Raw genomic sequence first — 25,450 nt, 5'->3', positions numbered from 1 at the left:
CATGGGGTCACTTCCTTCCGAGTCGGCCGACTGCCGGGCGCAGCGGGACGTCGAGCGCGTCGTAGAGTCCGGGTTCGGCGTCCACCAGCCAGTCGATGGCACCCACCAGCCGGCCCACCGCGGTGGCATTCCCGCCCGCGGACCGGTTCTCGCCCTCGTCGGTGGCCTCGACGGTCACCTCGATGCGGGGGCTGCCCTCGATGATGACGCGGTGTGCTCCGTCGCCGCCGTCGGGCGGTCTCGGCCAGTCCGGTGCGCACGACGCGTGGATGCGGGTGACGTGCTCGATGACGATGCGGGGTTCGCCGCCGACGATCCCCTGCACCTCGAACCGCACGGCGCCCTGGGTACCCGCCTCGAACTCCCCCATCGTCCGGGTGCTCACCGTGGTGTCGAGCGCCCTGCGCTCCAACGTCTCGCGGATGTCGTCGAGTTCGACGCCGAGGGCCCTGGCCATCAGCCGTATCTGTCCGCCCCAGACCATGGTCGGGATCGACGGCGCGAGCATCAGCGGCTCGTAGTCCATGGCATGCCCCATACCGATCAGGTGGCGGACGGAGTCCTCCTGCTCGTACGTGGAGTAGTCGAAGATCTCCTGGCAGCGGACGGCGTCGATCGTGGTGCCGAGTCCGGTGATCAGCAGGGGCAGGACGTCGTTGCCCCAGCCCGGGTCGACACCGGAGACGAAGAGCGAGCCGCCGCCGTCGGCGATGGCTCCGAGCACCGGATCGCGGAACTCGGGCGGGGCGTTGCGCTGGTCGTAGAGCGGGTACAGCGCTGGGGTGACGACGACTGCGCCGGCGCGGATCGCCCTGCCGATGTCGTCGAGCGCCTCGTCGGGTCGGATGTCGCCGGTCGCCGCGTAGACGACGGCTCCGGGAGCGGCGGCCAGTACGGCGTCGATGTCGTCGGTCGCCGTGACCCCCAGTCCGTGGTCGAGACCGGCGAGCTCGCCCGCGTCGCGGCCGACCTTGGCGGAGTTGTGGACGAGTACTGCCGCGAGTTTCAGCGCCGGGTGGGCGTCGACGGCGCGGATCGCCGCGCGGCCCACATTGCCGGTGCCCCAGACCACCGTGGAAATCATGCGGCGGAGAGTAGCCAGAGGACCGCGAGGTTCATAGGGCCATGACCGGTGAAAATGTCTGACCGGGCGCGAGCCGCGGAGGTCCGATTTCGGACAACGCGGGCCGTCACCCGTACGGCCGCGTGCGGGATACCGGTGAATCCCGGCACTACGCCCGCCACCTGCGGTTTCCGGGCTGCTCCGTGGTTCAGGTGTTGCCCTCCGGGGCACGGTGTGACGTAATCGGAGGACCCGAAGGGCGGGACTTGGCGATGCCGATGGTGCCGCGCCGGAAGGAGCGGCTGGAATGCATGGGTACGCAACCGGGAACGACGACGGGGTCACCGCCGCGCCGGGGGGGCTGCTCGACCTGTTGCAGGTCGCGGCCGTGGTGGTCGACAGCTACGGGCACATCATGCTGTGGAGTCCCGAGGCCGAACAGTTGCTCGGATACCGGGCCGAGGAAGCTCTCGGCCACCGTACCGACGAACTCCTCGTCTCGGCCGACAATCTGCAACGGGCACGCCAGGTGTTCGCCCAGGTACGGTCGGGAGCACGCTGGGCGGGAGTCTTCCCGATGCGGCACAAGGACGGCACGGAACGCCCCGTCGAGTTCCGCACCATGCGGCTGCACGACAGGGACGGGCGCATCCACCTGCTGAGCCTGGTGACGGACGCCACCACCGTGCGGCGCGTGGAGCGGGACCTCGCCCTGTCCCACAGCTTTGTGCAGCAGACGCCGATGGGCATCGCGGTCTTCGACAACGATCTGCGCTGGGTGGGCCTCAATCCGGCGCTGGAGCGGATCAACGGCCTCCCTGAGGAGGCGGTCCTCGGGCACCGGATGGCGGAGATGCTGCCGGGACTCGACGTGGCGGCCATCGAGTCGCGCATGCGCCTTGTCCTGGCCAGCGGCAGGCCCCTGCTGGACCAGCAGTCCGTCGGCAGGACGCCGGCCGACACCGAGGACCACGCGTACTCGGAGTCGTACCACCGCATCCAGGACGCGGAGGGCCGCGTCCTGGGCCTCGCGATGTCCATCATCGACGTCTCGGAGCGGCAGCAGGCGGCGGCCGAGATCTCCCAGGCACGCGAGCACCTGTCCGTGATCGCGGATGCCGGTGCCCGCATCGGCACCACACTGGATCTTCAGCAGACCGCGCGGGAGCTGGCCGACGTGGCCGTACCGCAGCTCGCGGACCTCGCCGCCGTCGACGTACTCGAAGCCGTGGTCGCCCATGGCACCACCACGGCGGTCGTCGGGGACGCCCAGGCCGAGTTCCGCGCCCTGGCCGTGGCGGCCGGATACCTCACGGACGCCATCCACGCCGCCGACCCGGTCGGCGAACTGGCCACCTACAGTTCGACGCGGATCATCACCCAGTGCGTCCGGGAAGCCAGGCCGATCCTGGTGGAACAGGTGGATTCCGCCATGATGCGGAGCATCGCCAGGGACTCGCACGCCGCTCAGACCCTGCGGGCGGCCGGAGTCCACTCCTATCTGGCCGTCCCGCTGGTCGCTCGGGGCGAGGTACTGGGCACGCTCAGTCTGTATCGCACGATCAACACCCGGCCGTTCGACGAGCAGGACCGCATCCTCGCGTCGGAACTCGCCGCGCGCGCCGCGATCTGTGTCGACAACGCCCGGCTCTACGGCCGCGAACGCAGCGCCGCGCTCACCCTCCAGCGCAGTCTGCTCCCCCGCACTCCCGTGAACCACGACGGTCTCGACATCGCCGTCCGCTATCTGCCTGCCCTGAGCGAGGTCGGCGGGGACTGGTACGACGTGCTGCCGCTGAGCCGGGGACGGACCGGTCTGATCGTCGGTGACGTGATGGGCAAGGGAGTCCAAGCGGCCGCGGTCATGGGGCAGTTGAGCACCGCCACCCGCGCCCTGGCGCGGCTCGACCCGTCTCCCGCCGAGCTGTTGGGCCACCTCGACGACATCGCGGGTTCGCTCGGTGACGCGATCGCCACCTGTGTCTACGCCGTGTGCGATCCGCGTAGGGGCACCTGCGAGTTGTCCAGCGCCGGTCACCTCCCGCCGGTCCTGATCCGTCCCGACAGCGATGCGGACCTGCTCGACATCCCCGGCGGCGTGCCCCTCGGCGTCGGCGGCGTGCCCTTCGGCACGATGGAGGTTGAGCTGCCGCCTGGCTCATTGCTCGCCCTGTACACCGACGGTCTGATCGAGAACCGCACCGAGCCCATCGACGCGGGCCTGGACACGATGACGCGGCTCCTTCAGAGCACGCGGCTGCCCTTGGAGCGGATCAGCGACATGCTGCTGGACGCGTTGCGCCCCGAGCCCGACGACGATGTCGCCCTGCTGCTGGCCCGCATGCACGAGTGACGGCCGCTCACGCCTCCGCCGCCCGGCCCGTCGTACGGAAGCGCGCCCGGTACGCCGTCGGTGAGACGCCCAGGGACTGCTGGAAGACCCGGCGCATGGACTCCGCCGAGCCGAAGCCCGCCTCCTCGGCGACCGCGTCGACGGTGTCGGTGCCGGATTCCAGGAGGGCCCGCGCGGCTTCGAGGCGTATCGACTCGACGTACTGGCCCACGGTCATTCCCGTCTGTGCACGGAAGAGTCTGCTGAGGTGGCGGGTGCTGACTCCGGCGCCGCGGGCGAGCGCGTCCAGATCGCGGGCCGCGGTGGGGTCGGCTCCCACCAGGTTCATGACGCGGCGGACGACCAGGTGGGTGGCGTCCCGTGGCGTCAGGCGGGCGCTGAACTGGGACTGGCCGCCGGGGCGCGCCATGAAGACGACGAGTTCGCGGGCGACCTCGCGGGCCACGTCGGGGCCGTGGTCCTCCTCGACGAGGGCCAGGGCGAGGTCGATGCCCGAGGTGACGCCCGCGGAGCTGATGACGTTGCCGTCCCGTACGAACAGCGGATCCGTCTCGACCGTCACCCTGGGGTAGGCGGCGGCCAGCTCGGGGGCGAGCTGCCAATGGGTCGCGGCCCGGCGGTCGTCGAGCGCGCCCGCCTCCGCCAGCAGGAAGGCGCCGGCGCACACGGACGCGACCCTCTTCGCGCGCCCCGCGAGGTTCACGGCGGCGGCCACCAGGTCGTCGTCGGTGACCACCTGCCGCCATTCGCGTCTGCCGGGGACGATCAACGTGCCCAGTCGGCCCGGTAGTTCGGCCCAGCTGCCGTCGACGCCGATGCGCACGTTCGCCGAGGTGCGGATGTCGGCGCCGGTGACGGACACCAGGCGCAGGTCGTAGCGGGCTCTGTAGGCGTTGGCCGTCGTCAGGACCTCCACCGGACCGGTGACGTCAAGCAGTTGTACGCCGTCGAAGGCCAGCACCGCGACGACGTGGGCCGCGGTGCCGAAGACGGCGGGGGTCACTCGGGCCACGGAGAGTCCAGGATGGTCCGGACGAAGTCGCCCCGCTCGAAGCCGGGTACGTAGTGCTCCAGTACGTCGGCCTTGACGTTGCCGAAGGTGGTCTCCGGCTTGGGGCTGATGCCGTCGGTGAAGGCGCCGAGGATCTGGTTCTTGAAGTCGGGCCGGGGGTGCAGGGCGACGATGCGCGCGCGGTCGGCGGCGGAGATGTCCTCGTATCCGATGCCCAGGACGTCGTATTCGACGCCCGCGGTCACCAGGGCCACCTCCGGTTCCATGAACTGCGGGATGCCGGGAGTGGTGTGCAGGGCGATCGCCGTCCACACGCGGCGGATGCTGTCCTCGGGCACGTCGTGCGACCGCAGGAAGCGGCGGGCCTCGTCCGCTCCGTCCACCTCGAAGCGGCGTCCGCTGGAGTGGAAGCGCTCGGACAGTCCGAGGTCGTGGAACATCGCGCCGAAGTAGAGGAGTTCGGGGTCGAAGCTCAGGTCGCGGTTACGGCCCTGCAGCGCGCCGAACAGGTACACGCGGCGCGAGTGGTGATAAACGAGGTCGCTCGTGGTGTCCCTGACCAGTTCGGTCGCCTCCCTGGCCAGCTTGGTGTCCGGCACGCTCACCCCGGCGACCGGGTTGGAGTCGGTGGTCATCGCGTTCACCCGTCCTTCTTGCTCGTTGTCGCCGCCGGTCCGTCCGGCGACACAGTCCAGCCTCGTCGGATCGGTCGCGCGGCGCCACGGCGGCAGAGCCAGACAACCCACAGATACGGACACGCGGGCCGTACGCAGCTGGTGGCGCCCCTTTGGAGAGGCAGGTCAACAGTTCCCTGCGTTTGGCATGGACCTGCCCATGATCACCGGCTACCGTCATCGGCGCACGCTTCAGAGAGCGCTCTCACCCTGCCCTTCCGCTCCCCTACCCCACGACCGGAACGACGAAAGGCAACTCCCTTGAGACGCACCACAGTTCTGCGATCCTGTCTGTCCGCGACCCTGCTCCTCAGCACCGTGGCCGCCGGTGTCGGCACCCAGGCATCCGCTGCCGAGACCCCCACCGCCGCGGACAGCGCCCCGGCATCAGCGGGCCTGATCACCGCCATGCAACGAGACCTGGGCCTGACCGAGACCCAGGCCACCGCCCGGCTCAAGGCCGAGGCCACGGCCCGTACCGTCGAGGGCGCGGCCGAGCGGGCCGCGGGCGGCTCGTACGGCGGGTCGTGGTTCGAGGCGGAGAGCGGAGAGCTCACCGTCGCGATCACCGACAACGCACGGAGGCAGGCCGTCGAGACCACCGGCGCCCGGGTCACTCTCGTCGAGCACAGCGAGCGGCAGCACGACGCCGCCATGGCGCGGATCGACAAACTCGACGCCCCCTCCGGCGTCAGCGGCTGGCACGTCGACCCCAAGAGCAGCTCGGTCGTCGTCGACGTGGTCGCGGCGCAGAAGAATGACAACGATGTCCAGGCCTTCGTGACCCAGGCCCGCCAGGCCGGTCCGGTGACGCTCGACGCTGCTTCTCCGCGACAGGGGACCGGAGGCAGGGACTCGCCCCGCCCGTCGAGGACGAAGTGACCATTCCTCTCGGGACAGTTCCTCCGGGCCGGTAGCTTCCTTCTGACGTGCACTGATGCCTGGCGTTCGGGGTGTGCACACCAGACTCCAACTGCTTCGCGGTCACACGCCGAGTCGGGGCGCCCCGCTCCCTGAGTCACGGGGCCGTCGGGCTCACCTGCCGCGACACGGCTAACGTGCCTGGGTATGAGGATGAAGCTCCCCCTGGATGCCGTGCCGCGCCTGACGGGCTCGGTGGTTCTCGGTGCCGGGGTCGGTGCGGCCGTAGGTCTTCAGACGGACGTCCTTCTGGGGCTGCTGGCGGGGATCGCCGCGACGGAACTGTTCTTCGTTGTGGCGGGCTGGCTGGTGCTGTGGCCCATGGACGCCGCCGCCACCCGCCGCAATGCGCGGCGCGAGGACTTCCAGCCCGTGACCGACGAGATCGTGGTGGTCGCGGTGGCGCTGTGCGGGCTGTCCGCGATCGTGCTCCTACTGGTGCGCGGCAGCAAGGCCGACGACGGTCAGGCCGCGGCCGTCACCGCCCTCTGCGCGGTGTTCCTGGCCTGGTCCGCCTTGCACCTGATGTACGCAGCCCGCTACGCCTACGTGTACTACGAGGACAACGGCGGAATCGACTTCAACTCCGACCGGCCGCCCTCGTACCGCGACTTCTTCTATTTCAGCTACAACCTCGGAATGACCTATCAGGTCTCCGACACCGACGTCTCGAGCTCCAAGATCCGCTCAATCGTGCTCAGACACACGCTGCTGTCGTACGTATTCGGCACCAGCATTCTCGCCACGGTCATCAACGTCGTCGTGGGGATCGTGAGCGTCTGACGGACAGCGGCGCGTGACCTCCTGAAGGAAGGGCAGATGCCGGCGCGCGAACCTGCCACATGTTCCTGTACTGATTGGCCTTGCTCGGGCGGCGCAACGCCAGCGATGCTGGGGCGGTGCCAGGACAGCGGAAGAGGAAACGCCAGCAGCAGGACCTGAGTCGGCGGGCTACCGCTCGCACTGCTCCTGGCACGGGCCGCTGGACAGTGATCTTCGAAACTCAGGACGCGTCGGAGTGGCGTTCACACCTACGCCACCTGCGTTCCGTGGAGGAGCGGATCGACTGGGCCATGACCCGGGTCGACACGCTCTGTGGGCGACTGGTGCAGCCCACCACCTACCGGCTGAGCCTGTTCGTGCCGGGCCCGGAAATCCCCCCAATGGCGCACCCAGCTGGACAGGCAGACGATGGAGTGCAGGGGTTCTGATGTGAAGGGAGCGGTCATGATCGAGGTCAAGACGGTCGACAAGCCGGATGAGCGGCGGGATTTCCCTCGCGGTCATCTCGAAGCCGTGCACCTCACTGGGCTCGACTTCGCCGTGGGTACCTTCGAGCCGGGCTGGCGCTGGTCCGAGTCCGTGGCCCCCATCGCGGGGACCGAGAGCTGCCAGGTCCACCACAACGGTTATGTCGTCCAAGGACGAATGCATCTGCGCATGGACGACGGCGGCGAGAGCGAGGTCGGGCCCGGCGACGTGTTCGTCGTCCCGCCCGGACACGACGCATGGGTCGTGGGTGACGAACAGGCCGTGGTCCACGACTTCGCCGGAGGCATGGCCAAGGAGTACGCGAGGGCACCGGACGCATAACCGGTAGCACCGTGGTCCGGGGCGGGTGGTCGGCGAGCCGGCGTACGTCGGGCAGCAGGCGACCTACCGCGGGCTGCGGGCACCTGGGGAGGCGCTCGGTGTGGAGCGTCGACGTGACACCGCTGGAGCTGAGGCGCTCCACACCGACCTCGACAACCTGGGGACGCGGTCAGAAACGGTGCCTCCGCGGTTCTAAGCTCGGCGTATGGCCAAGTACTTTGACGTGCATCCGGAGAACCCGCAGCCGCGCACCATCAGCCAGGTGGCTGAGATCATCCGCGGCGGAGGTCTCGTCGCCTATCCGACGGACTCGTGTTTCGCGCTCGGGTGCCAGCTGGGCAACCGCGAGGGGCTCGACCGGATCCGCTCGATCCGCAGGCTCGACGACCGCCACCACTTCACGCTGATGTGCCAGGACTTCGCACAGCTGGGCAATTTCGTGCACCTCGACAACACGGTGTTCCGGGCGATCAAATCGTCGACCCCAGGCAGCTACACCTTCATCCTCCCGGCATCGAAGGAGGCACCGCGCAGGCTGCTGCACCCGAAGAAGAAGACCGTCGGCGTCCGGATTCCCGACCATGTCGCAGCCCAGGCTCTCCTCGCCGAACTCGGCGAGCCGCTGCTGTCGAGCACCCTGCTCCTGCCCGACGAGGACAAGCCCCTGACCCAGGGGTGGGAGATCAAGGAGGAACTCGATCACGTGGTGGACGCCGTCCTCGACTCCGGTGACTGCGGTACCGAGCCGACGACGGTCATCGACTTCTCCAGCGGGGAAGCCGAAATCGTACGGCGGGGAGCCGGAGACCCTTCCCGGTTCGAGTAGTCCGGCCTCGGGGCCGGGGGCTTCGCACACCGCAGGTCACAAGTCGAGGACCGCGCGGAGTGCGTTGTCGACGAGCGCCTGCTGTTCGGAGCCGATATTGCCGTGCGGGGTCCCCGTCTCGAAGCGGGACGCCGACAGCTGAACGAGGTTGACGGCGACGACCGACGCCTCCACGGGAGCGGCCAGGCGCACGCTCATGGCGGTGTCGGGGTGCACGGCCGGGGCATGCAGGACGAGCGCGACCACGGCCCCGTAGGCGTCGGCGAGCCCGTCGAGGCTGACGACCAGCACCGTGCGGGTGCCCTTGCCGGTGTCGACATCCCACACGTCGCCCTTGCGGATCATCACAGGGCGTCGCCCTCGCCGTCGAGGTCGAGGGCGGCATGGGCAGCGACGACGGCCAGCTTGCGGGCGGCGTCGAGCGTCATCTGTCGGCGCACGGCCTGCACGATGTACGCGTTCAGCGAGGGCGCGTCGGCGGCTGCTGCGCGCAACGCGTGGTCCATGGTGTCGGGGATCCGCACGGTGACTACACTCATGCAGCCAAATGTAGTGGCACAAAGCGAGTCACCGCCAGTGCCGCCGGCCCGGGGAAAGCGCGACGTCGTCTCCCGTCCCGCGGCCGGCGGCGAACCGACCGAGCAGCGGCTGAGCTCTACGGCTCGACGATGTGCCGCAGATAGGCGTACGGATCGGCGAGATAGCGGCGCCAGTGGTCCACCACGCCGAGTTCCCGCCAGGCGACCCTGCGCATGCCGTGCTCGCCGACCTCGACGATGTCCGCGCCGGGCAGAGCGGTCAGCAGTGGGGAGTGCGTGGCGCAGATGACCTGGCCACCCTCCTTGGTCAACTGGTCGATGTGGCCGATGAGTTCGAGGCAGGAGGAGAACGAGAGGGCGGCCTCCGGCTCGTCCAGGACATAGAGCCCGGCCTGCAGGAACTTGCCGCGGAACGCGGCCAGAAAGCCTTCGCCGTGGCTCACCGACTCCGGCGCGAGGCCCTCCCTCCCCAGGGCGTCGAGCGCGGTCTCGGCCCGCAGGAAGAAACCCTTGCGGGCCGACCAGCTGGACGCCATACGGCGCCCGCGCGGGGCCGCGTCGAACCTCATCCGCTCGCCGAGCACCGACTTTCCGCGCCGGGAGGCATAGCGCCAGTCGTGCGAGCCGCCGTAGGAGTCCAGACCGAACGCCTCCGCCAGCGCCTCGACCAGGGTCGACTTCCCCGAGCCGTTCTCGCCGACAAGAAAGGTCACCGGCGCGGTGAAGCGCAGCCCCTCGTCGAGCAGCTGCCGTACGCAGGGCACCGACCACGGCCAGGTGTCCTGGTCGTACGAGGAGAGGTGGGCATACGCACGTTCGACCATCACCTGCCCAGTGTCACCCACCGCACGGACACGCCGAGGGGCGCGGGCTCTCAGGGAAGCGGTTCGGCGGAGGGGGACGCCGGCGCCTGGTAGGCGCCGCTGGCCAGCATCCGTACCTCCCCCGCCGGGCTGATCTCGGCACGGAGGATGCCGGTCGGATCGCAGTACACCGGGTTGCCACCCGGCCCCACGGTGTCGGTCCGTTCGACGATCACCTCATCCGTCGTGGCGTCCCTGTCTGATCGCTGATGGGTGAAGGACAGCCGGTAGCGGTCCGTGGTTTCCATGACGACCTCCAGCGCTTGAGACGGCCCCGAGAGACAAATGATGCTAAATAGACCCACCTCCATAATGCAGCCGGACGAACCCGGCAGAGATGCGCAACGGGCTCGCCGAGTCGCCCCTGCCTCTGCCACAACGGGCGACGCCTCTCGCCTCCGGGCGCCGGGCAGTGTAGACATATGCACATGGTCCGACTAATGGGTCGATCCCGGGCTCGGTCGACCCGGACACCCCACAGACCGTCCCATCCGCGGGCGCCCCAGGGCCTGTCCCCCCGGACGCCGTACGGACGGCTGTGGTCGGCGGTGAGCGGGCGCAGCGTCGCCGGTCAGGTGTTCCTGCTGCAAGTGGCGATCGTGCTGCTGCTGGTCGTGTCCGCGGTCGTGGCGCTGGTCCTACAGGTACGGCATGACAGCACGGTGGAGGCCCACAACCGTTCGCTCTCCGTCGCCGAGACGTTCGCCAACTCGCCCGGCATGGTCGAGGCGCTGCGCTCCCCCGATCCCACGGCTGTGCTCCAGCCGCGGGCCGAAGCCGCGCGGAAGGCGACGAAGGTGGACTTCATCGTCGTCATGAACACGGACGGGATCCGCTACACCCACCGCTTCCCGGACCGGATCGGCAAGAAGTTCGTCGGGGACATCTCACCCGCCCTGGCCGGTCACTCCATCACCGAGGACATCACCGGGACCATCGGGCCGCTGGTGCAGGCCGTGGTTCCCGTCAAGGGGCCGGACGGATCGGTCGTGGGCCTGGTGTCGGCCGGAATCACGACGGCCAACGTGGGCGGTGTCGCGGACCGGCAACTGCCACTCCTGCTGGCCGCCGCGGCCGCCGCGCTCGCCCTGGCCACGGCCGGGACGGCACTCGTGAGCAGACGGCTGCTGCGCCAGACCCGGGGCCTGGGCCCGTACGAGATGACCCGGATGTACGAGCATCATGACGCGGTGCTGCACGCCGTCCGGGAGGGCGTGATCATCATCAGCGACGAGGGACGACTGCTGCTCGCCAACGACGAGGCGCACCGACTGCTCGACCTGCCCAAGGACGCCGACGGGCGGCTGCTCGTCGATCTGGGCCTCGATGCGGACATCGCCGGCCTGCTGGCCTCGGGACGGGTCGCCACCGACGAGGTACACCTGGTCGGAGACCGGTTGCTTGCGGTCAACCAGCGGCTGACGGACCTCCAGGGCGGCCCGTCCGGCAGCGTCGCGACGCTGCGTGACTCGACCGAGCTGAGGGCACTGTCCGGCAGGGCCGAGGTGGCGCGCGAACGCCTCAAACTCCTGTACGACGCTGGGGTGGGCGTCGGCACGAGCCTGGATGTGACCCGCACCGCCGAGGAACTGGCGGAGGTGGCCGTGCCGCGGTTCGCGGACTTCGTCACCGTGGACCTGGCCGAGGCCGTGCACAGCGGCGAGGAGCCGGAGACGATCGGCAGGATGCGCCGCACGGCGTCCAGCGGAATCCGCGACGACGCTCCCCTCTACCCGGTGGGCAAACAGATCACTTTCGTAGCCACCTCGCCGCAGGCCCGCACCCTCCGTACCGGGCAGTCCGTCGTCGAACCCGACCTCAGCAAGGCCACCGGCTGGCACGCCCAGGACCTGGAGCGCTCCGCGCAGGTCGTGGAGTACGGAATCCACTCGCTGATCACCGTCCCGCTGCGGGTGGGACCGCTGGTGATGGGCGTGGTCCAGTTCTGGCGTTCCGAGAAGCCGGAGCCCTTCGACGTGGAGGAGCTGACGCTCGCCGAGGAACTGGTGGCCCGTGCCGCGGTGTCCATCGACAACGCGCGCCGCTACACACGCGAGCACACCATGGCCGTGACGCTGCAGCGCAGTCTGCTGCCGCGCAACCTGCCCGAGCAGACCGCCCTGGACATCGCCTACCGCTATCTCCCCGCGCAGGCGGGGGTGGGCGGTGACTGGTTCGACGTACTGCCCCTTTCGGGCACCCGGGTCGCCGTCGTCGTGGGCGACGTCGTCGGGCACGGGCTGCACGCCGCAGCCACGATGGGGCGGCTGCGTACCGCCGTGCACAACTTCTCGGCCCTGGACCTGCCGCCCGACGAACTGCTGGGTCTCCTCGACGAGTTGGTCGGCCGTATCGACCAGGACGAGGACACGGAGGACGGCGGCGGCGCCGTCACAGGTGCCACCTGCCTGTACGCGATCTATGACCCGACGTCCCGGAAATGCACGATCGCCCGGGCCGGCCACCCACCGCCTGCCCTGGTCCTTCCGGACGGCAGCGTGGAGTTCCCCGAGGTGCCCGCCGGTCCGCCGCTGGGCCTCGGCGGTCTTCCGTTCGAGACGGTCGATCTCGTGCTGGAGGAGGGCAGCCGGCTGGTTCTCTACACCGACGGGCTCGTCGAGGACAGGGAACGGGACATCGATGTGGGACTGGAGATGCTGCGCACCGCCCTGGCCGGGGCCGACCGGTCACCGGAGGACACCTGCCGGGTCGTGCTGGACGCCCTGCTCCCGGCCCGGCCCAGCGACGACATCGCCCTGATCGTGGCCCGCACCCACGCACTCGGTGCCGACCGGATCGCCGAGTGGCAGGTGCCCTCCGACCCCGCGGCCGTCGGGGAGGTACGCGCGTCGGTCACCCGGCAACTCGCCCGATGGGGACTGGACGACATGGTGTTCGCCACGGAGCTGATACTCAGCGAGCTGGTCACCAACGCGATCCGTTACGGCAGTGGACCGATCCGGGTCCGGATGCTGCGCGACCGCAGTCTGATCTGCGAGGTGTTCGACGCCGGCAGTACCTCACCCCACCTGCGGTACGCGGCCAGCACCGACGAGGGCGGGCGCGGACTGCTCCTTGTCGCGCAGCTCTCCGAACGCTGGGGCACCCGCTACAGCCCCTCGGGCAAGGTGATCTGGACCGAGCAGCCGCTGCCTCCCGACGCTCAGCCCTGAGGAGGCCGGCCGTCCCGCGCGCCCATGTCGGCGGCTTGCTCCTGAGCGTCCGCGGCCTGGGCGAGCGGCAGCCCGGCGCCGCCCTGGAGGCGCTTCAGGTCGTCGGGGCGCACCTGGATGACGATCAGAGCGACCAGTGCGGCCACGACGGCGAAAATCGCGGCGACGACGAACGAGCTGGAGATGCCGGAGGCGAGCACCTGATCGCTCCAGGGCTTCGGGAGCTGCCCCGTCCTGCGGAAGTCCAGCCGCTGGGCCGGGGTCCCGTCCGCCATGAACCGGGCGACCTGGTCGGTGGCCTCGTTGCGGCTGGCCGTGCCGTAGACGGTGACCAGTACGGACAGCCCGAGGGACCCGCCCACCTGCTGGGTGGCGTTGAGGATTCCGGAGGCCGCTCCCGCCTCCTGGGGCGCCACGCCCGACACCGCCATCAGCGTCAGTGACACGAACTGCAGGCCCATGCCGAAGCCGAAGACCAGCACGGGGCCCAGGATGCTGCCCATGTACGTACTGTCGACGTCGGTCAGCGTCAGCCAGCCGAGTCCCACGGCGGCCAGGATCGCGCCCACCGCCATGAAGGGCTTGGGACCCCACTTGGGCAGCAGTTGCGAGGCGAACCCCGCGCCGATCGCGATGATCACGCTCACCGGCAGGAAGGCGAGCCCGGCCCGCAGCGGGCTGAAGCCCAGGATGTTCTGCACGAAGAGGGTCAGGAAGAAGAACATGCCGAACATCGCCGCGGCCAGGGTCAGCATCATCGCGTAGACGCCGGCGCGGTTGCGGTCGCGAAACATCCAGAGCGGGGTGATGGGCTGCCTCGACCGGCGCTCGACAATGATGAACAGGGCCAGGAACACGACCGCGGCCACGAAGGCCATAACACTCACGCTGTCGCTCCATCCCTCCTCCGAGGCTCGAATGAAGCCGTAGACCAGCAACACCATGCCGAGGGTGGAGGTGAGCGCGCCAAGGAGGTCGAAGTGGCCCGGATGGCGCTCGGATTCGCGGATGTAGCGGGGTGTCGCGAGCACGATCAGCAGGCCGATGGGCACGTTGACGAAGAGGACCCAGCGCCAGTCGAGCCACTCCACGAGCACCCCGCCCGCGAGCAGCCCGATCGCGCTGCCGCCCGCCGAGACGGCCGCGAAGACGCCGAACGCCCTGTTGCGGTCGGGCCCTTCACGGAAGGTCGTGGTGATCAGCGACAGAGCTGTGGGGGAAGCGATGGCGCCGCCGACACCCTGAAGCGCGCGTGCGGCCAGCAACTGCCAGGATTCCTGGGAGAGTCCGCCGAGCAGCGACGCGACCACGAAGAGCAGCACGCCGAAGATGAAGACCCTGCGCCGGCCGAGGATGTCGCCCAGCCGCCCGCCGAGCAGCAGGAGACCGCCGAAGGTCAGCGTGTAGGCGTTGATCACCCAGGACAGGTTCTCGGTCGAGAAACCGAGCGAGGTCTGGATGTGCGGCAGTGCGATGTTCACGATGGTGATGTCGAGGACCACCATCAGCTGACACGAGGCGATGACGAGGAGTGCGATACCGCTGCCTCTGCCCCGCTCCGGGGATTCGGCAGGCTTTGTGGGTGTCGTCTGAGCGCCTGTCATGGGATGTCCTGCGTGCGTCTCAGGTCAGAAGTGAACGTGGACGTTCACCAGACCGACGTTAGTGCCGCGTACCCGACCCCACCAATCGATCATGTCCCGTCGGGGCGGGCGCCCTTTCCCGCAGCGCTGAGATGCGGGGACCCGGCTCCACGGGAACACTGGGACCGAGGGGGCAAGAGCGAGAGGACACCATCATGTCCGTAATGGACAAGCTGAAGAGCATGCTCAAGGGCCACGAAGCGCAGGCCGACAAGGGCATCGACAAGGCGGGCGACGCCATCGACGACAAGACCCAGGGCAAGTACAGCGGTCAGGTCGACACCGGCCAGGACAAGCTCAGGGACCAGTTCGGTACGCGCCCCGACGACAACCGGTAGCCACCGGCCGCGTGTACGCGGCCGGGTGCCTCGCCGGGCTCAACGGGCCAGGCGGCCCAGCAGCGACGAGGCGGACCAGATGCCGAGAGCCGCGGCCACGGCCAGAACGCCGAAGTCGAGTGCCAGGTGGGCGGGCGTGCCGAGCAAGAGCCCGCGCAGCGCGTCCACTTGGTAACTCAGTGGGTTGATCCTGCTGATGACCTGTAGCCAGCCGGGCATGATGTTCACCGGGTAAAGGGCGTTGGAGCCGAAGAACAGCGGCATCGTGATGGCCTGGCCGATGCCCATCAGACGGTCCCTGCTGAGCACGATGCCCGCGATGGTCATCGAGAGGCAGGAGAAGAAGGCCGACCCGAGGATGACGGCCACCACAACTCCCAGCAGGCGAAGGGGGTTCCACGTCATTCCCACCCCGAGCAGTGCGGCGATGAGGACGACCACGACCGCTTGGATCACCGCTTTGACCCCGGACGCGAAGGCCTTGCCCGTGATGAGCGCCGAGCGCGGGGTCGGGGTGACGAGCAGTTTCGTGAGGATGCCGGCGTCGCGCTCCCAGATGATCTGGATGCCGTAGAAGATGGCGATGAACATCGCGGACTGCGCGATGATGCCGGGCGCCATGTAGTCGATGTAGGGGATGCCACCGGTGGGTATCGCCTTGATCTTGGTGAAGGTCTCGCCGAAGATCAGCAGCCAGAGCGCCGGCTGGATGGCCCGCGTGTACAACTCGGTGCGGTCGTGGCGGATCTTCTGCAGCTCCACCGCGCACATCGCCGCGACCCGGGCGGGCAGCACGCGCCAGCCGGTCCGGGCCTGCGGCGGTACGAGGAGCAGGTCGAGGCCGGCCGGGTGGACGTGGTCAGCCGACACGGGTCGCGGTACGGCGGGTGCTTCGGACATCGCTGAAGTCTCCTGACTTGTCGCCGAGGCCGCTGCCCGCGATGTCGCGGAAGACGTCCTCCAGCGTGGGCAGTTCGCCGGGCTTCGTGATTCCACGCCGTTCGCCGAGGCCCTTCCTCAGCTCTTCGGGGGTGCCGAGGGCGTGGACGCGGCCCTGGTGCATCAGCGCGACGCGGTCGCAGTACTGGTCGGCCTCGTCCATGTAGTGGGTCGTCACGAGGACGGTCATGCCGGTGGCGGCGCGTACGGCGTTGATGTGGTCCCACACGCTGGTCCGGGCGATCGGGTCGAGGCCGATCGTCGGTTCGTCGAGGATCAGCAGCCGGGGCGCACTGACCAGGGCCTGGGCGAGTTCGAGGCGGCGGACCATGCCTCCGGAGTACGTCTTGGCGAGCCGGTCGGCCACCGCGGAGAGGTCGACCGCGGTGAGCGCCTGGTTCACACGTGCCGCGCGTTCCTTGCGCGAGACGTCGAAGACGCGGGCGAACAGCTCCACGTTCTCCCGGCCGGTGAGCCCGGAGTCGGCGGAGAGCTGCTGCGGTACGTAGCCCAACAGACGGCGTACCGGCATACGTTCGCGGGTGGCATCGTGCCCGAATACGCGGACCATACCGGCGGGGACCGGCAGGAGCGTGGTGATGCAGCGGATGGCGGTGGTCTTCCCGGCGCCGTTGGGGCCCAGCAGGCCGAACACCTCGCCGTCGCGGACGGAGAGGTCGAGTGCGTCGACCGCGGTCGTCTCGCCGAAGGTGTAGGTGAGGCCGGAGCAGGTGACGGCGTCCGTACGGGGATCGGTTACTCCCGCCCGTATGTCGTCGGCGTGTGCCTCCTCGCCGTTTACCGTGCTCCCCTGCTGCACGGGGTCTCCCCTTCCGGTCGTGTCGCTCGTCATGTCTCCTCGGCCTCCTCGTGCAGGTTCGCCGCCAGCTTGCGCAGGGCCGGGAGGGCTGCCTCCAGTGCGGCGCGGTCGGCCTCGTCGAGACGGGTCACCTGTCGGCGTACGAGCGCGGCGCGGCGCTCTCGCCAGTCGCGCAGCCGTGCTTCGGCCGCCGGTGTGGGCAGCAGTCGCGCGGCCCGCCGGTCGGCGGGGTCCGTCTCACGGATCAGATAGCCGTCCCGCACCAGCTGGTTGACCAGCGTCGAGACCGAATTGCCCGCCAGGTAAAGGTCCTTGGCGGCCTCCGACACACCGATGCCCGGGCGGGCCACGACCAGGCGCAACAGGCCGATCTCGGCTCCGCGCAGGTGCGGTGTGGTCATGCCGCTGCGCAGCCGCCGCCTGATCAGCCGTTGCACTCCGGCCAAGGTGTCGGCCAGGGCCTCGGGAAAGCTCTCTGACTCCACGCGTCGACAATAGCTCTGCATCAGAGGTATTTCGGGAAAGGAAGAGTCAAGAAGGGGCAAGCAGTGGGTTCAGCGGGGCACGGGAGGCGGCGGCAGTCGCAGGTTCGCGAGATCCGCCGGTACCGGGGAGTCGGGCCGGAAGAACGGCGCCGGTTCCCCGTCCGTCGCCGTGGCGGGTGCGTCGGTGAGCCGGAAGCGGTCGCGGAGCCTGCCGTAGAAGTCGGTGGGGCGCAGGCGGATGAGGCGCGCTCGCTGCGGGGCGCGGAAGACGCCGATCCAGTCGCCGGGGTCGAGCACCCCGCGCAGCTGGCCGTCGACACTGACCGCGGCCTGTCCCGAATGCGGCAGGACACGCAGGGCCACCGGTTCGTCGGGGGCGGCCACGACACTGCGGTTGAAGGTCATGTGGGGTGCGATCGGGGTGAAGACGAGCCCGTCCATGTGCGGCGACAGGATCGGGCCGCCGGCGGCGAAGCAGTAGGCGGTGGAGCCGGTGGGGGTGGCGACCGCGACGGCGTCGGCCGAGTAGAAGGCCAGCAGGCGGCCCGCCAGGTAGACACCCAGGCTCACCTGGTGGTCCCGGGCCAGCTTCTCCACGACGACGTCGTTCAGGGCCAGGACGTCGAGGGCCAGGCCCCAGCCCTCCCCCTCGGTGGTCTCGGGGCGCACCTGGGGCGGCGGAAGCGCGGGGCCGCGGCCGTAGCGCAGCAGGGCTTCCATCCGCTCGGGGATCTCCAGGGCCCGGGAGGCGCGCATGGTCAGCGTCATGCGTTCCTCGACGGTGGCACGGCCGTGGTGGACGGCTTCGAGCGCTTCTGCGACGTCGCACGCCTGCACTTCGGTGAGGAAGCCCACCTTGCCCAGGTCGACGCCCAGGACGCTCGCCCCGCTCTTGAGCGCGATCCGCGCCCCTCTGAGGAACGTACCGTCACCGCCGAGGGTGACCACGAGGTCGGGGTTGCCCGCTGCCTGCGCCTCCGCCCGGCCGCCCAGGCGTTGGTGGTCCTTGGCCCACACATCGATATCGGTGCAGAGGATGTCGTGGGCGTCGCACCAGTCGTGGACCGTGCGGGCGACGTCCTTGGCGGCCGGGCGACCCAGGTGGACCACCAGGCCCACACGCTGTACGGCCATGGAAACCTCCAGGTACGCGCTCAGGCCGGTCTGTCGCCCGTCTCGCAGATCCGGCGGGCGATCTCGCGGAGTTTGATGTTGTGGTCCTGAGAGGCATTCTTGAGGACGCCGAAGGCCGTTTCCTCGGTCAGGCCATGGCGTTCCATGAGGATTCCCATGGCCTCACCGATCTCGTGGCGGGTTTCCATGGCGTGGCCGAGCTGCTGGTGGGTGCGGGCCGCGGAGAAGGCGACGGCGGCGTGCGAGGCGAGGATCCAACCCGCTCTCCGGGCCACCTCGTCGAAGGTGCGCGGGTGGTGGGAGTAGAGGTTGAGCGCGCCGAGTTCGTCGTCCTCGGTGAAGAGCAGAAAGCCCATCATGCTTCCCATGCCGAGCTTCCGCAGCTCGGGGGCGAAGCGGGACCAGCGCTCGTGCGGGCGGTTCAGGTCCTCGATGGCGTAGACCTGCGTGCGGTCGGTGACCGCGTCGAAGCACGGCCCCTCTTTAAGGTCCTGCTGGATCCGGTCCGCCGTGCGCACCACCTCGCTCGTCGCCGACAGGGCCTTCACTTCGCCCCGGTGCACGGTGAGGATGCCGGCCTCGTCGCAGCCGTTGATCAGAACCGTCGCATGCTCCACGATGCGGTCCATGGTGGCCTGGACCGAGTCCTGGGCCAGCAGATCCCGTGCCATCTCCGCCAGAGCGACGGCGAACCGTTCCCAGTCCTCGCGGGTCTCCTGCGACATGTACCACCTGCTTCTCTGTGGAAGCGTGACCGGCGCCCACCGGGATTACCATCGTGCCACCAGGAGGCCTCGCCCGCGCAGAGCAGCCCCTTCCCGGGCCTTCCGGCACCGGTCGAATCCGGTTGCTCCTGCGGTACGACGCTGTCAGGGTCATGGCCATGCCTCACTTCTCCGCACCTGACGCCACCAAACTCGCCTACCACGTGTTCGGGCACGGCGCTCCCGTGATCTGCCTGCCCGGCGGACCGATGCAGGCCTCGGTGTACCTCGGTGACCTCGGCGGCCTCTCCGCGCACCGGCAGTTGGTCATGCCGGACCTCCGGGGCACGGGACAGTCACAGACACCGGAGGACGCCTCCTCGTACCGCTGCGACCGTCTTGTCGACGACGTGGAGGCCCTGCGCGAGCATCTCGGTCTGGAGAAAGTGGACCTGCTCGCTCATTCCGGCGGTACGAATCTGGCGGCGCTGTACGCCGCCCGGCACCCCGAGCGGGTGGGCAGGCTCGCCCTGATCACGCCCAGCGTCATGGCGGTCGGGCTTGCGATCACCGGGGAACTACGGCGCGAGACCGCGCGGCTGCGCCGGGACGAACCGTGGTTCCCGGCCGCTTTCGCGGCCCTGGAAGCGATCACCTCAGGCCGGGCGACGGACGACTCCTGGGAGGCCGTCGCGCCGTTTCTCTACGGCCGTTGGGACGAAAGGGCACGAGCTCATCACGCCGCCGAGGACGCTCAACGGAACAACGAGGCCGCGGCCGCCTACGGCGCCGAGGGCGCTTTCGACCCGGACGCCACGCGCGCGGCGCTGGCACAGCTCGGGGCGCCGGTCCTTCTGCTCGCCGGCGAGGCCGACCTGAACTCACCTCCTCGTGCGATGACCGAGCTCGCGGAGCTGTTCCCGAACGCCACGCTGGTGGTTCAGCCGGGCGCCGGACACTTCCCGTGGCTCGACGACGCCGAACGGTTCGTGGCGACCACGGCTGCGTTCCTTGGGTAGGTGACCGGCAGTGCGTGGACATCCGCGCGTATACGAGGCGAATGGGGACGTCGAAGATGTGAGGGACCCGGGAACATCACCGAGGTGTGGAACGCGTGAAGTTGAGCATGCGTCTGACAAGACAGGTAGCGCTCCGGAGCGCTGCCCCACCCGCGTTGTCAGTGCCCTCGGGAACAATGCTCAGCAGCGAGAACGTCACTGCTCCCGGCGGTGCGCGATCGATCCCCGTTCGTCGAAAGGCCGCCCGCACATGACGCCCCCTCTCCACCGCCGCGCCATGCCGCAGGCCCCGACCGAAGGCCGGTGACCCATGCTCCGAGCACTCCCCCGCACACGCGCTCCGCTCAGCCCCGGTAGCGCCGCTGTCCTGCGTCTCGTCATGGAGCAGCGCGGTCCCGTCTTCCTCACGGTGCACGCCAACGGGCGTCGGCGGTACGGCTACTGGCAGTCCGTCGGTTCGCAGGCCGCGCGCGGAGGCTGCCATGTCGCGCTGCCCACCGACGAGTGCGACGCGTTGCACGCGGCGGGCCTGCTCGCGCTCGGAGATCCGGTGGTGGACCCGGCGAAGACCACGTATCCGGTGCGGGTGGCGGTGCGCGACGCAGCATCCCTGGCAGCCGCACCGCGGCAGGCACTGGCAGCCGCGCCGCGACAGACGCCGACGGCCGCACCGCGGCACACGCCGACGGCCGCACCGCGGCAGGCGCTGACGGCGTGAGCGCGCGTGCGGGGGCCGCCTTTTGTCCGTGCCGGGGAACGCTGACGCTGACCGAGGTCACCTTTTGCCCGCCCCGGGAACGCACGCGGAGGCCGTCTTTTGTGCGCCCCCCAGGCACGCATGATGAAGCGGGTCCGCCACACCTGAGTGCGGCGGACCCTGCGGCGTAGGTGTGGCTTCAGTGCCGGAAGGCGTCCTTCGCCTTCTCCTTGGCCTGGCGGGCGTCGCCCTTCGCCTGATCCGTCTTTCCCTCGGCGGTCAGACGCTCGTTGCCGACCGTGTGCCCGGCGGCCTCCTTGGCCTTGCCCTTGGCCTGCTCCATCTTGGCCTTCGCCTTCTGGTTCTTGGCCATCGCGGTTCACATCCTCGCTCGCTCGACACTTGCGATCCACCTGTACGACTCACCGAGAAAATCCGCTCCAAACACACTGATCGCGCCTGGACGGTCCTCCTCGGGTGCGGGCGTCGGCCCGGAGGAACATCAGGCGAGCGACACCCCCCTCAATCCCACCGACTTACCATCCAGTAATGTCGCGCGACAGGTCCAGAGGAGGAACCGTGCCACGGTCGGAACGCTCGCCCCTGTTGCTCGCCGGCCTGTTGGCTGCCTCAGGCGCCGCTCACTTCATCGCTCCGCGCCCGTTCGACGCGATCATCCCGAGTGTTCTACCCGGGACGCCCCGGGCGTGGACGTACGCGAGTGGTGCGGCGGAACTCGCGCTGGCGGCCGGAGTGGCACTGCCGCGTACCCGGCGAGTCGCCGCAATGGCCACCGCCGCCTTCTTCGTCGGGGTGTTCCCGGCCAACGTGCAGATGGCCGTGGACTGGCGTCACAGGCCCGCACCGCTCAAAGCGGCGGCCCTGGCGCGGCTTCCGCTGCAAGTACCGCTCGTGCTGTGGGCACGTGGCGTCGCCAAGGGTGGAGAGGAACGGCATGCCGAGTAGTGCGGTTGTGGGTGACACGGTCGAGGACTTCGCTCTGCCGGACGAGACGGGTACGGTCCGGCATCTTTCGGAGCTGCTCGGAGAGGGGCCGGTGGTGCTGTTCTTCTATCCCGCCGCCCTCACCGCGGGATGCACCGCCGAGGCGTGCCACTTCCGTGATCTGGCCACCGAGTTCGCCGCCGCCGGAGCGCGGCCGGTCGGGATCAGTGGTGACTCGGTCGACCGGCAGCAGGAGTTCGCCGGGCGCCACACGCTCGGCTTTCCGCTGCTGTCGGACACCGAGGGAACGGTCCGTGAGCAGTTCGGGGTGAAGCGTGGCTTCGCCCTGGCGCCCACGAAGCGGGTCACCTTCGTCATCGCGCAGGACCGCACGGTCCTGGAGGTGGTCCGCAGCGAACTGCGGATGAGCGCCCACGCCGACCGCGCCCTCGCCGCGCTGCATGGCCACAAAGGCTGAGTCGCCCATCGGGCCAGTACTCCGATAGGTACATCGCCCGATCGAGGGGGCGTACTCACTCGATTCGGCGTCATCGGCCGGCCCGGGCGTACCACCGCGAGTCATCCCGCGCGGCAGCGGCATCACATCCGCCACGACCGGGAGCCTCCTGGGCCCGACACGGTGGCGCGCCCACGTGAACAGGCCCCGCCCCTCTGCGGATGGTGGGCGGGACCTGTTCACCGGGCCTCATTCTCAGCGTCTCGTCCCGCTTCCGGGAGGGAGTGAGACCGGGCGCTCCGGCAAGGCGGGTGGCGCCCCGTGTGAAGGGTGCGCCTCCGGTGTGCGAACCCAGGACAGCGGCATCGCTGCCCGAAGGGCCGAGGATGTGTCCCCCGGCCTCAGGCGCCCGGCGTCGGGCCGGGGGTCCGTTCGCCCATCGCGGCGGGGAGTTCCGCCCTGCGGCGGATGCCGAGCTTGCGGTAGGCGCTGGTGAGGTGGGTCTCGACGGTGCGCCGGGCCAGGTGCAGGAGCTCCGCGATCTCGGTGTTCGTCCGGCCGTCGGCGGCGAGCGCGGCGATGCGGCGTTCGCTGCTGGTCAGTGCCGCCCAGCCGGTGAGCGCCGTCGCGGCGCCGCGGGAGCGTGCTTCGGGCAGCGCCTGCTCGGCGAGGGCCCGCATGCGCACCGCGCCCAGCCGTTCCGCACGCTCGGCGGCCTCCCGCAGAGCCGACCGGGCCCGGGCCCGGTCACCCGTCGCAGAGAGCTGCCGCCCCTGTGCGATCAGGGCGGGGATCAGCTCGGTCTGCGCGGCGGCGTCCCGGAGTATGCGCACGGCTCTGTCGGCCAGTTCCAGGCCGCGCCGGCCTCCGGTCGCCGTGCCGAGACCCCGCAGCGCACGGCCCACCACCCGCGGGGTGTTCCACACCAGCGCGAGCCGCATTTCCTCCCGGGCCAGGGCGAGGGCCTCCTGCGGGCGTCCGAGCGCGACACGGCAGTCGGCGGCCGCGCTCCGCCAGGGCGTGACGACCGGGCTCACCACATCGCGCGCGGACTGCCGCCGCCCACATTCCAGGAAGTCGGCGAGCGCGCCCGCCTGATCACCCGACGCGGACCGCAGCACGCCCCGCGCGTACAGGAATCGGTTGAGCTCCCAGGAGTCGTGCGCCTCCCGGAGATCGAAACTGTCCGCGAGGTGCGCCGCCTCCGCTGTGCGGCCCGTCTCGACCAGGGCGAGTACGGCGTGTGCGTGCGCGTTGGACGGATCGGAGCGGTGGGGACGGGATTCGGTGACCTGCCAGGCCCAGGGGTCGGCCAGCAGATCCGGGTACGCTCCGCGGCCCGCGGCGATGTCCGCCCGTACGTTCAGCAGCGCCGGATGCATGGGGTGGAGCAGTGACGGGCGCTGCCCCGCCAGTCCGCGAGCCACCAGTCCTTCGGCCTCGTCCGGTTCGTCGGCCCACTGCGCGACGGCGGCGGCCGTGCCCAGCAGGAAGGGTTCCGCGTACGGGTCGGCGGGTTCGTCGAGGAGTTCGCGGATCCGCTCCATCGCCGTGGCCGCGGAAATGTGACCTGCCGTTGACTCGTAGCGCACCAGGAGTGCCCGGCCTGCCGTCCCGATGAGGTGCGGTGACCGTCTGGCGGTGTCGTACAGCCATCGGTAGGCCTCCTGCCTGATCGCCCGGTCGTGGTCCGACAGCAGTGCCGAGGCGAGTTGCAGCAGACGGATCAGGTCGGGGTGGTCCGCCAGCTGCTCGTCCAGGCCGCGGAGCGCGTCGACCGCCGCACGCCCCTCGCCCCGCAGGGCCAGCGCCGTACCCAGAGCGACCGCCGCCCGCGCCCGGTCCCGGGGCATGCCCGGCAGCCGTACCGCCTCGGCGAGCCGCGGTATCCCGGCCGAGGAGCGGGCGGCCGCGAACTCCAGGGAGCCCAGTTCCATGAGGACCGTCGCCCGGCGGGCGGGTGTCAGCGGTTCCTCCAGCGTCCGACGCAGATAGGACACGGCGTCCTCGGTTCTGCCGTGCCGGACCGCGACGCTCGCGCCGTCCAGGAGCGCGGCCGTGGCCCATTCCGCGCCCGCGCCGACCGCGGGCGTCCGCAGGAGCTGTCCGGCCACCGCTTCGGCGTGAGCGCCGCGGCGCAGCATCACCTCGGCCGCCGTACGGTGGGCCGCCTGCCGCCGGGCGCCGGGCCAGCCGCTCAGCACCGCGTCCCGCAACAGGGGGTGGGCATAGCGCGGCCGGCCGTCCGGATCGGCGCGCAGCAGTCCCAGGCGGGTCATGGCGGTGAGCCAGCCCGGCACTCTCGCGGGGTCGACTCCCGCCATCCGGGCGAGCAATTGGGCCGTCCCCTCGTCCTGCCCGTCGTCCAGGACGTCACCGTCGAGCGCCGCGAGGGCGCGGGCGACACCGGCCGTCGCGGGTCCCGCGCTGTCCAGCCACCAGGCGACGGCGGCCGGGTAGGCGCCCGGGTAGAGGGCCGCACAGGTCTCCGGCACGGCTTCGGGCGGAGCGGGCTCCGGCTCCGCCGCGCGGAGATCGTCCAGCAGGGCGCGCAGCAGCAGCGGACTGCCCGCACCTGCCCGCACGCAGTCGTCCACCCACTCGGGTTTCGCGGCCGCGGCGTCCGAACGGACCAGCTGCGCGGCGGCGTTCGCGCTCAGCGGGGCGAGTGTGTGGGTGCGTACGAGGGTCGGTGAGAGCGTGTGTGCCAGGCCCTGCGAGGGCGGATCGATGTCGTACTGGCAACGCTCGGTCACGACCAGCAGAAGAGGTAGTCCGTCGAGTCGCCGGGCGGCGTCGACGAGCCAGCGGCGCGAGGACTCGTCGGCGAAGTGCACGTCGTCCACGGCCACCAGCAGGGGCTCGCCGTCGGCGTACGCGCGCAACCGGTTCCACAGCTGTGCGGCGTACGTCCGGTCGTATCCGGTGCCGCCGTGCTCCGGGCAGGGCTCGGCAGCGCTTGTCACCCCGGCCGCGAAGGACAGCAGCCGAAGCACCGCGGCGAAGGGGAGGGCGTCGTCGTCGGGCGGGCAGCGGGCCCACAGCACCCGCGTGCCGCGCGCCTGTACCTGTTCGGCGACGGCTTCCAGGAGTGCTGTGCGGCCAGTGCCGGTCGCCCCTCTGAGCAGCACCAGGCGGCCGGACCCGGCCCGGGCACGATCCGCCTCGGCCGCCAGCAGCTGCAGGGCCTCCCGGCGTTCACGCAGCGGTCCGGGTTCGCACATCGATACCTCCTCCGGTGGGCGTTTCATG

26 protein-coding genes are annotated in these 25,450 nt (G+C 70.2%); 11 read left to right on the top strand and 15 right to left on the bottom strand.

Annotation, left to right across the window (positions count from 1 at the left end):
• Window positions 1-7: 7 nt before the first annotated feature.
• Window positions 8-1,084 (bottom strand): dihydrodipicolinate reductase, encoded by a 1,077-nt coding sequence (locus ACFWP7_RS20365; RefSeq protein WP_384382938.1) that lies wholly within the window; start codon window positions 1,082-1,084, stop codon window positions 8-10.
• Between the two features lie 286 nt (window positions 1,085-1,370).
• On the opposite strand from ACFWP7_RS20365, the gene ACFWP7_RS20360 reads away from it, so the two are divergent.
• Entirely contained in the window at window positions 1,371-3,416 is a 2,046-nt protein-coding gene (locus tag ACFWP7_RS20360) for a SpoIIE family protein phosphatase (protein ID WP_384382937.1), read from the top strand.
• A gap of 7 nt (window positions 3,417-3,423) precedes the next feature.
• On the opposite strand, the gene ACFWP7_RS20355 is transcribed toward ACFWP7_RS20360, so the two are convergent.
• Both ACFWP7_RS20355 and ACFWP7_RS20350 read right to left on the bottom strand, forming a co-directional pair.
• On the bottom strand, window positions 3,424-4,428 hold the full coding sequence (locus ACFWP7_RS20355) for a GlxA family transcriptional regulator (RefSeq protein ID WP_384382936.1): 1,005 nt from the start codon (window positions 4,426-4,428) through the stop codon (window positions 3,424-3,426).
• Window positions 4,416-5,063 carry an HD domain-containing protein gene (locus ACFWP7_RS20350; RefSeq protein ID WP_384382935.1) on the bottom strand — a complete coding sequence of 216 codons (648 nt, stop codon included), beginning with the start codon at window positions 5,061-5,063 and terminating at the stop codon, window positions 4,416-4,418. The genes ACFWP7_RS20355 and ACFWP7_RS20350 overlap by 13 nt, the downstream gene beginning before the upstream one ends.
• Window positions 5,064-5,363: 300 nt before the next feature.
• Here ACFWP7_RS20350 and ACFWP7_RS20345 point away from each other — a divergent pair, with 300 nt between their 5' ends.
• From ACFWP7_RS20345 to ACFWP7_RS20330, 4 genes are all read left to right on the top strand, one after another.
• A complete protein-coding gene (locus ACFWP7_RS20345) occupies window positions 5,364-5,984 on the top strand; it encodes an alpha-lytic protease prodomain-containing protein (protein ID WP_384382934.1) in 621 nt (206 codons plus the stop codon).
• 186 nt (window positions 5,985-6,170) lie between these two features.
• Window positions 6,171-6,806: a DUF1345 domain-containing protein gene (locus ACFWP7_RS20340; RefSeq protein ID WP_384382933.1), complete on the top strand. Its 636-nt coding sequence runs from the start codon at window positions 6,171-6,173 to the stop codon at window positions 6,804-6,806.
• Window positions 6,807-7,250: 444 nt separating this feature from the next.
• Entirely contained in the window at window positions 7,251-7,616 is a 366-nt protein-coding gene (locus tag ACFWP7_RS20335) for a cupin domain-containing protein (RefSeq protein ID WP_384382932.1), read from the top strand.
• A gap of 205 nt (window positions 7,617-7,821) precedes the next feature.
• The gene (locus ACFWP7_RS20330) at window positions 7,822-8,442 is read left to right on the top strand and encodes an L-threonylcarbamoyladenylate synthase (protein WP_384382931.1); all 621 of its coding nucleotides are present in this window, start codon (window positions 7,822-7,824) and stop codon (window positions 8,440-8,442) included.
• A 36-nt stretch (window positions 8,443-8,478) separates the two neighbouring features.
• Here the strand turns inward: ACFWP7_RS20330 and ACFWP7_RS20325 are convergent, their stop codons facing one another.
• The 4 genes from ACFWP7_RS20325 to ACFWP7_RS20310 all read right to left on the bottom strand — a co-directional run bounded on the left by ACFWP7_RS20325 (window position 8,479) and on the right by ACFWP7_RS20310 (window position 10,092).
• A complete protein-coding gene (locus ACFWP7_RS20325) occupies window positions 8,479-8,787 on the bottom strand; it encodes a hypothetical protein (protein WP_384382930.1) in 309 nt (102 codons plus the stop codon).
• Window positions 8,787-8,981 carry a hypothetical protein gene (locus tag ACFWP7_RS20320; RefSeq protein ID WP_384382929.1) on the bottom strand — a complete coding sequence of 65 codons (195 nt, stop codon included), beginning with the start codon at window positions 8,979-8,981 and terminating at the stop codon, window positions 8,787-8,789. The genes ACFWP7_RS20325 and ACFWP7_RS20320 overlap by 1 nt, the downstream gene beginning before the upstream one ends.
• A 116-nt stretch (window positions 8,982-9,097) precedes the next feature.
• The gene (locus ACFWP7_RS20315) at window positions 9,098-9,808 is read right to left on the bottom strand and encodes an AAA family ATPase (RefSeq protein WP_384382928.1); all 711 of its coding nucleotides are present in this window, start codon (window positions 9,806-9,808) and stop codon (window positions 9,098-9,100) included.
• Between the two features lie 47 nt (window positions 9,809-9,855).
• Window positions 9,856-10,092, bottom strand: coding sequence for a DUF6296 family protein (locus tag ACFWP7_RS20310; protein ID WP_384382927.1), 237 nt, complete (start codon window positions 10,090-10,092; stop codon window positions 9,856-9,858).
• Between the two features lie 180 nt (window positions 10,093-10,272).
• Between ACFWP7_RS20310 and ACFWP7_RS20305 the strand changes: the two genes are divergently transcribed.
• A complete protein-coding gene (locus ACFWP7_RS20305; RefSeq protein ID WP_384382926.1) occupies window positions 10,273-13,017 on the top strand; it encodes a SpoIIE family protein phosphatase in 2,745 nt (914 codons plus the stop codon).
• Here the strand turns inward: ACFWP7_RS20305 and ACFWP7_RS20300 are convergent.
• Window positions 13,008-14,621, bottom strand: a complete 1,614-nt coding sequence (locus ACFWP7_RS20300; protein ID WP_384382925.1) for a DHA2 family efflux MFS transporter permease subunit — start codon at window positions 14,619-14,621, stop codon at window positions 13,008-13,010. The genes ACFWP7_RS20305 and ACFWP7_RS20300 overlap by 10 nt on opposite strands.
• A gap of 194 nt (window positions 14,622-14,815) precedes the next feature.
• Here ACFWP7_RS20300 and ACFWP7_RS20295 point away from each other — a divergent pair, with 194 nt between their 5' ends.
• On the top strand, window positions 14,816-14,998 hold the full coding sequence (locus ACFWP7_RS20295) for an antitoxin (RefSeq protein ID WP_384382924.1): 183 nt from the start codon (window positions 14,816-14,818) through the stop codon (window positions 14,996-14,998).
• Window positions 14,999-15,037: 39 nt separating this feature from the next.
• Here ACFWP7_RS20295 and ACFWP7_RS20290 read toward each other — a convergent pair whose 3' ends face one another.
• The 5 genes from ACFWP7_RS20290 to ACFWP7_RS20270 form a co-directional block, all read right to left on the bottom strand.
• Window positions 15,038-15,898 (bottom strand): ABC transporter permease, encoded by an 861-nt coding sequence (locus tag ACFWP7_RS20290; RefSeq protein WP_384382923.1) that lies wholly within the window; start codon window positions 15,896-15,898, stop codon window positions 15,038-15,040.
• Window positions 15,858-16,790 carry an ABC transporter ATP-binding protein gene (locus ACFWP7_RS20285; protein ID WP_384382922.1) on the bottom strand — a complete coding sequence of 311 codons (933 nt, stop codon included), beginning with the start codon at window positions 16,788-16,790 and terminating at the stop codon, window positions 15,858-15,860. Before ACFWP7_RS20285 ends, ACFWP7_RS20290 begins: the two co-directional genes overlap by 41 nt.
• Window positions 16,787-17,242, bottom strand: a complete 456-nt coding sequence (locus ACFWP7_RS20280) for a MarR family winged helix-turn-helix transcriptional regulator (RefSeq protein ID WP_384382921.1) — start codon at window positions 17,240-17,242, stop codon at window positions 16,787-16,789. Before ACFWP7_RS20280 ends, ACFWP7_RS20285 begins: the two co-directional genes overlap by 4 nt.
• A 69-nt stretch (window positions 17,243-17,311) precedes the next feature.
• The gene (locus ACFWP7_RS20275) at window positions 17,312-18,376 is read right to left on the bottom strand and encodes an NAD(+)/NADH kinase (RefSeq protein WP_384382920.1); all 1,065 of its coding nucleotides are present in this window, start codon (window positions 18,374-18,376) and stop codon (window positions 17,312-17,314) included.
• A gap of 20 nt (window positions 18,377-18,396) precedes the next feature.
• Window positions 18,397-19,101: a GAF and ANTAR domain-containing protein gene (locus ACFWP7_RS20270; protein ID WP_384382919.1), complete on the bottom strand. Its 705-nt coding sequence runs from the start codon at window positions 19,099-19,101 to the stop codon at window positions 18,397-18,399.
• Window positions 19,102-19,259: 158 nt separating this feature from the next.
• Between ACFWP7_RS20270 and ACFWP7_RS20265 the strand changes: the two genes are divergently transcribed.
• Both ACFWP7_RS20265 and ACFWP7_RS20260 read left to right on the top strand, forming a co-directional pair.
• Window positions 19,260-20,099: an alpha/beta fold hydrolase gene (locus ACFWP7_RS20265; protein WP_384382918.1), complete on the top strand. Its 840-nt coding sequence runs from the start codon at window positions 19,260-19,262 to the stop codon at window positions 20,097-20,099.
• 310 nt (window positions 20,100-20,409) lie between these two features.
• Window positions 20,410-20,817 (top strand): hypothetical protein, encoded by a 408-nt coding sequence (locus ACFWP7_RS20260; protein WP_384382917.1) that lies wholly within the window; start codon window positions 20,410-20,412, stop codon window positions 20,815-20,817.
• Window positions 20,818-20,995: 178 nt separating this feature from the next.
• On the opposite strand, the gene ACFWP7_RS20255 is transcribed toward ACFWP7_RS20260, so the two are convergent.
• Window positions 20,996-21,169, bottom strand: coding sequence for a CsbD family protein (locus ACFWP7_RS20255; RefSeq protein WP_384382916.1), 174 nt, complete (start codon window positions 21,167-21,169; stop codon window positions 20,996-20,998).
• A 206-nt stretch (window positions 21,170-21,375) separates the two neighbouring features.
• Between ACFWP7_RS20255 and ACFWP7_RS20250 the strand changes: the two genes are divergently transcribed.
• Both ACFWP7_RS20250 and ACFWP7_RS20245 read left to right on the top strand, forming a co-directional pair.
• A complete protein-coding gene (locus tag ACFWP7_RS20250) occupies window positions 21,376-21,762 on the top strand; it encodes a DoxX family protein (protein WP_384382915.1) in 387 nt (128 codons plus the stop codon).
• On the top strand, window positions 21,752-22,219 hold the full coding sequence (locus ACFWP7_RS20245; protein WP_384382914.1) for a peroxiredoxin: 468 nt from the start codon (window positions 21,752-21,754) through the stop codon (window positions 22,217-22,219). Before ACFWP7_RS20250 ends, ACFWP7_RS20245 begins: the two co-directional genes overlap by 11 nt.
• 380 nt (window positions 22,220-22,599) lie before the next feature.
• Here the strand turns inward: ACFWP7_RS20245 and ACFWP7_RS20240 are convergent, their stop codons facing one another.
• On the bottom strand, window positions 22,600-25,422 hold the full coding sequence (locus ACFWP7_RS20240) for an ATP-binding protein (protein WP_384382913.1): 2,823 nt from the start codon (window positions 25,420-25,422) through the stop codon (window positions 22,600-22,602).
• Window positions 25,423-25,450: the final 28 nt, after the last annotated feature.

Origin of the sequence: Streptomyces sp. NPDC058470 (assembly GCF_042721055.1) — a bacterium.
Taxonomy (GTDB): domain Bacteria; phylum Actinomycetota; class Actinomycetes; order Streptomycetales; family Streptomycetaceae; genus Streptomyces.
This window is presented reverse-complemented; position numbering and strand designations above follow the sequence as displayed.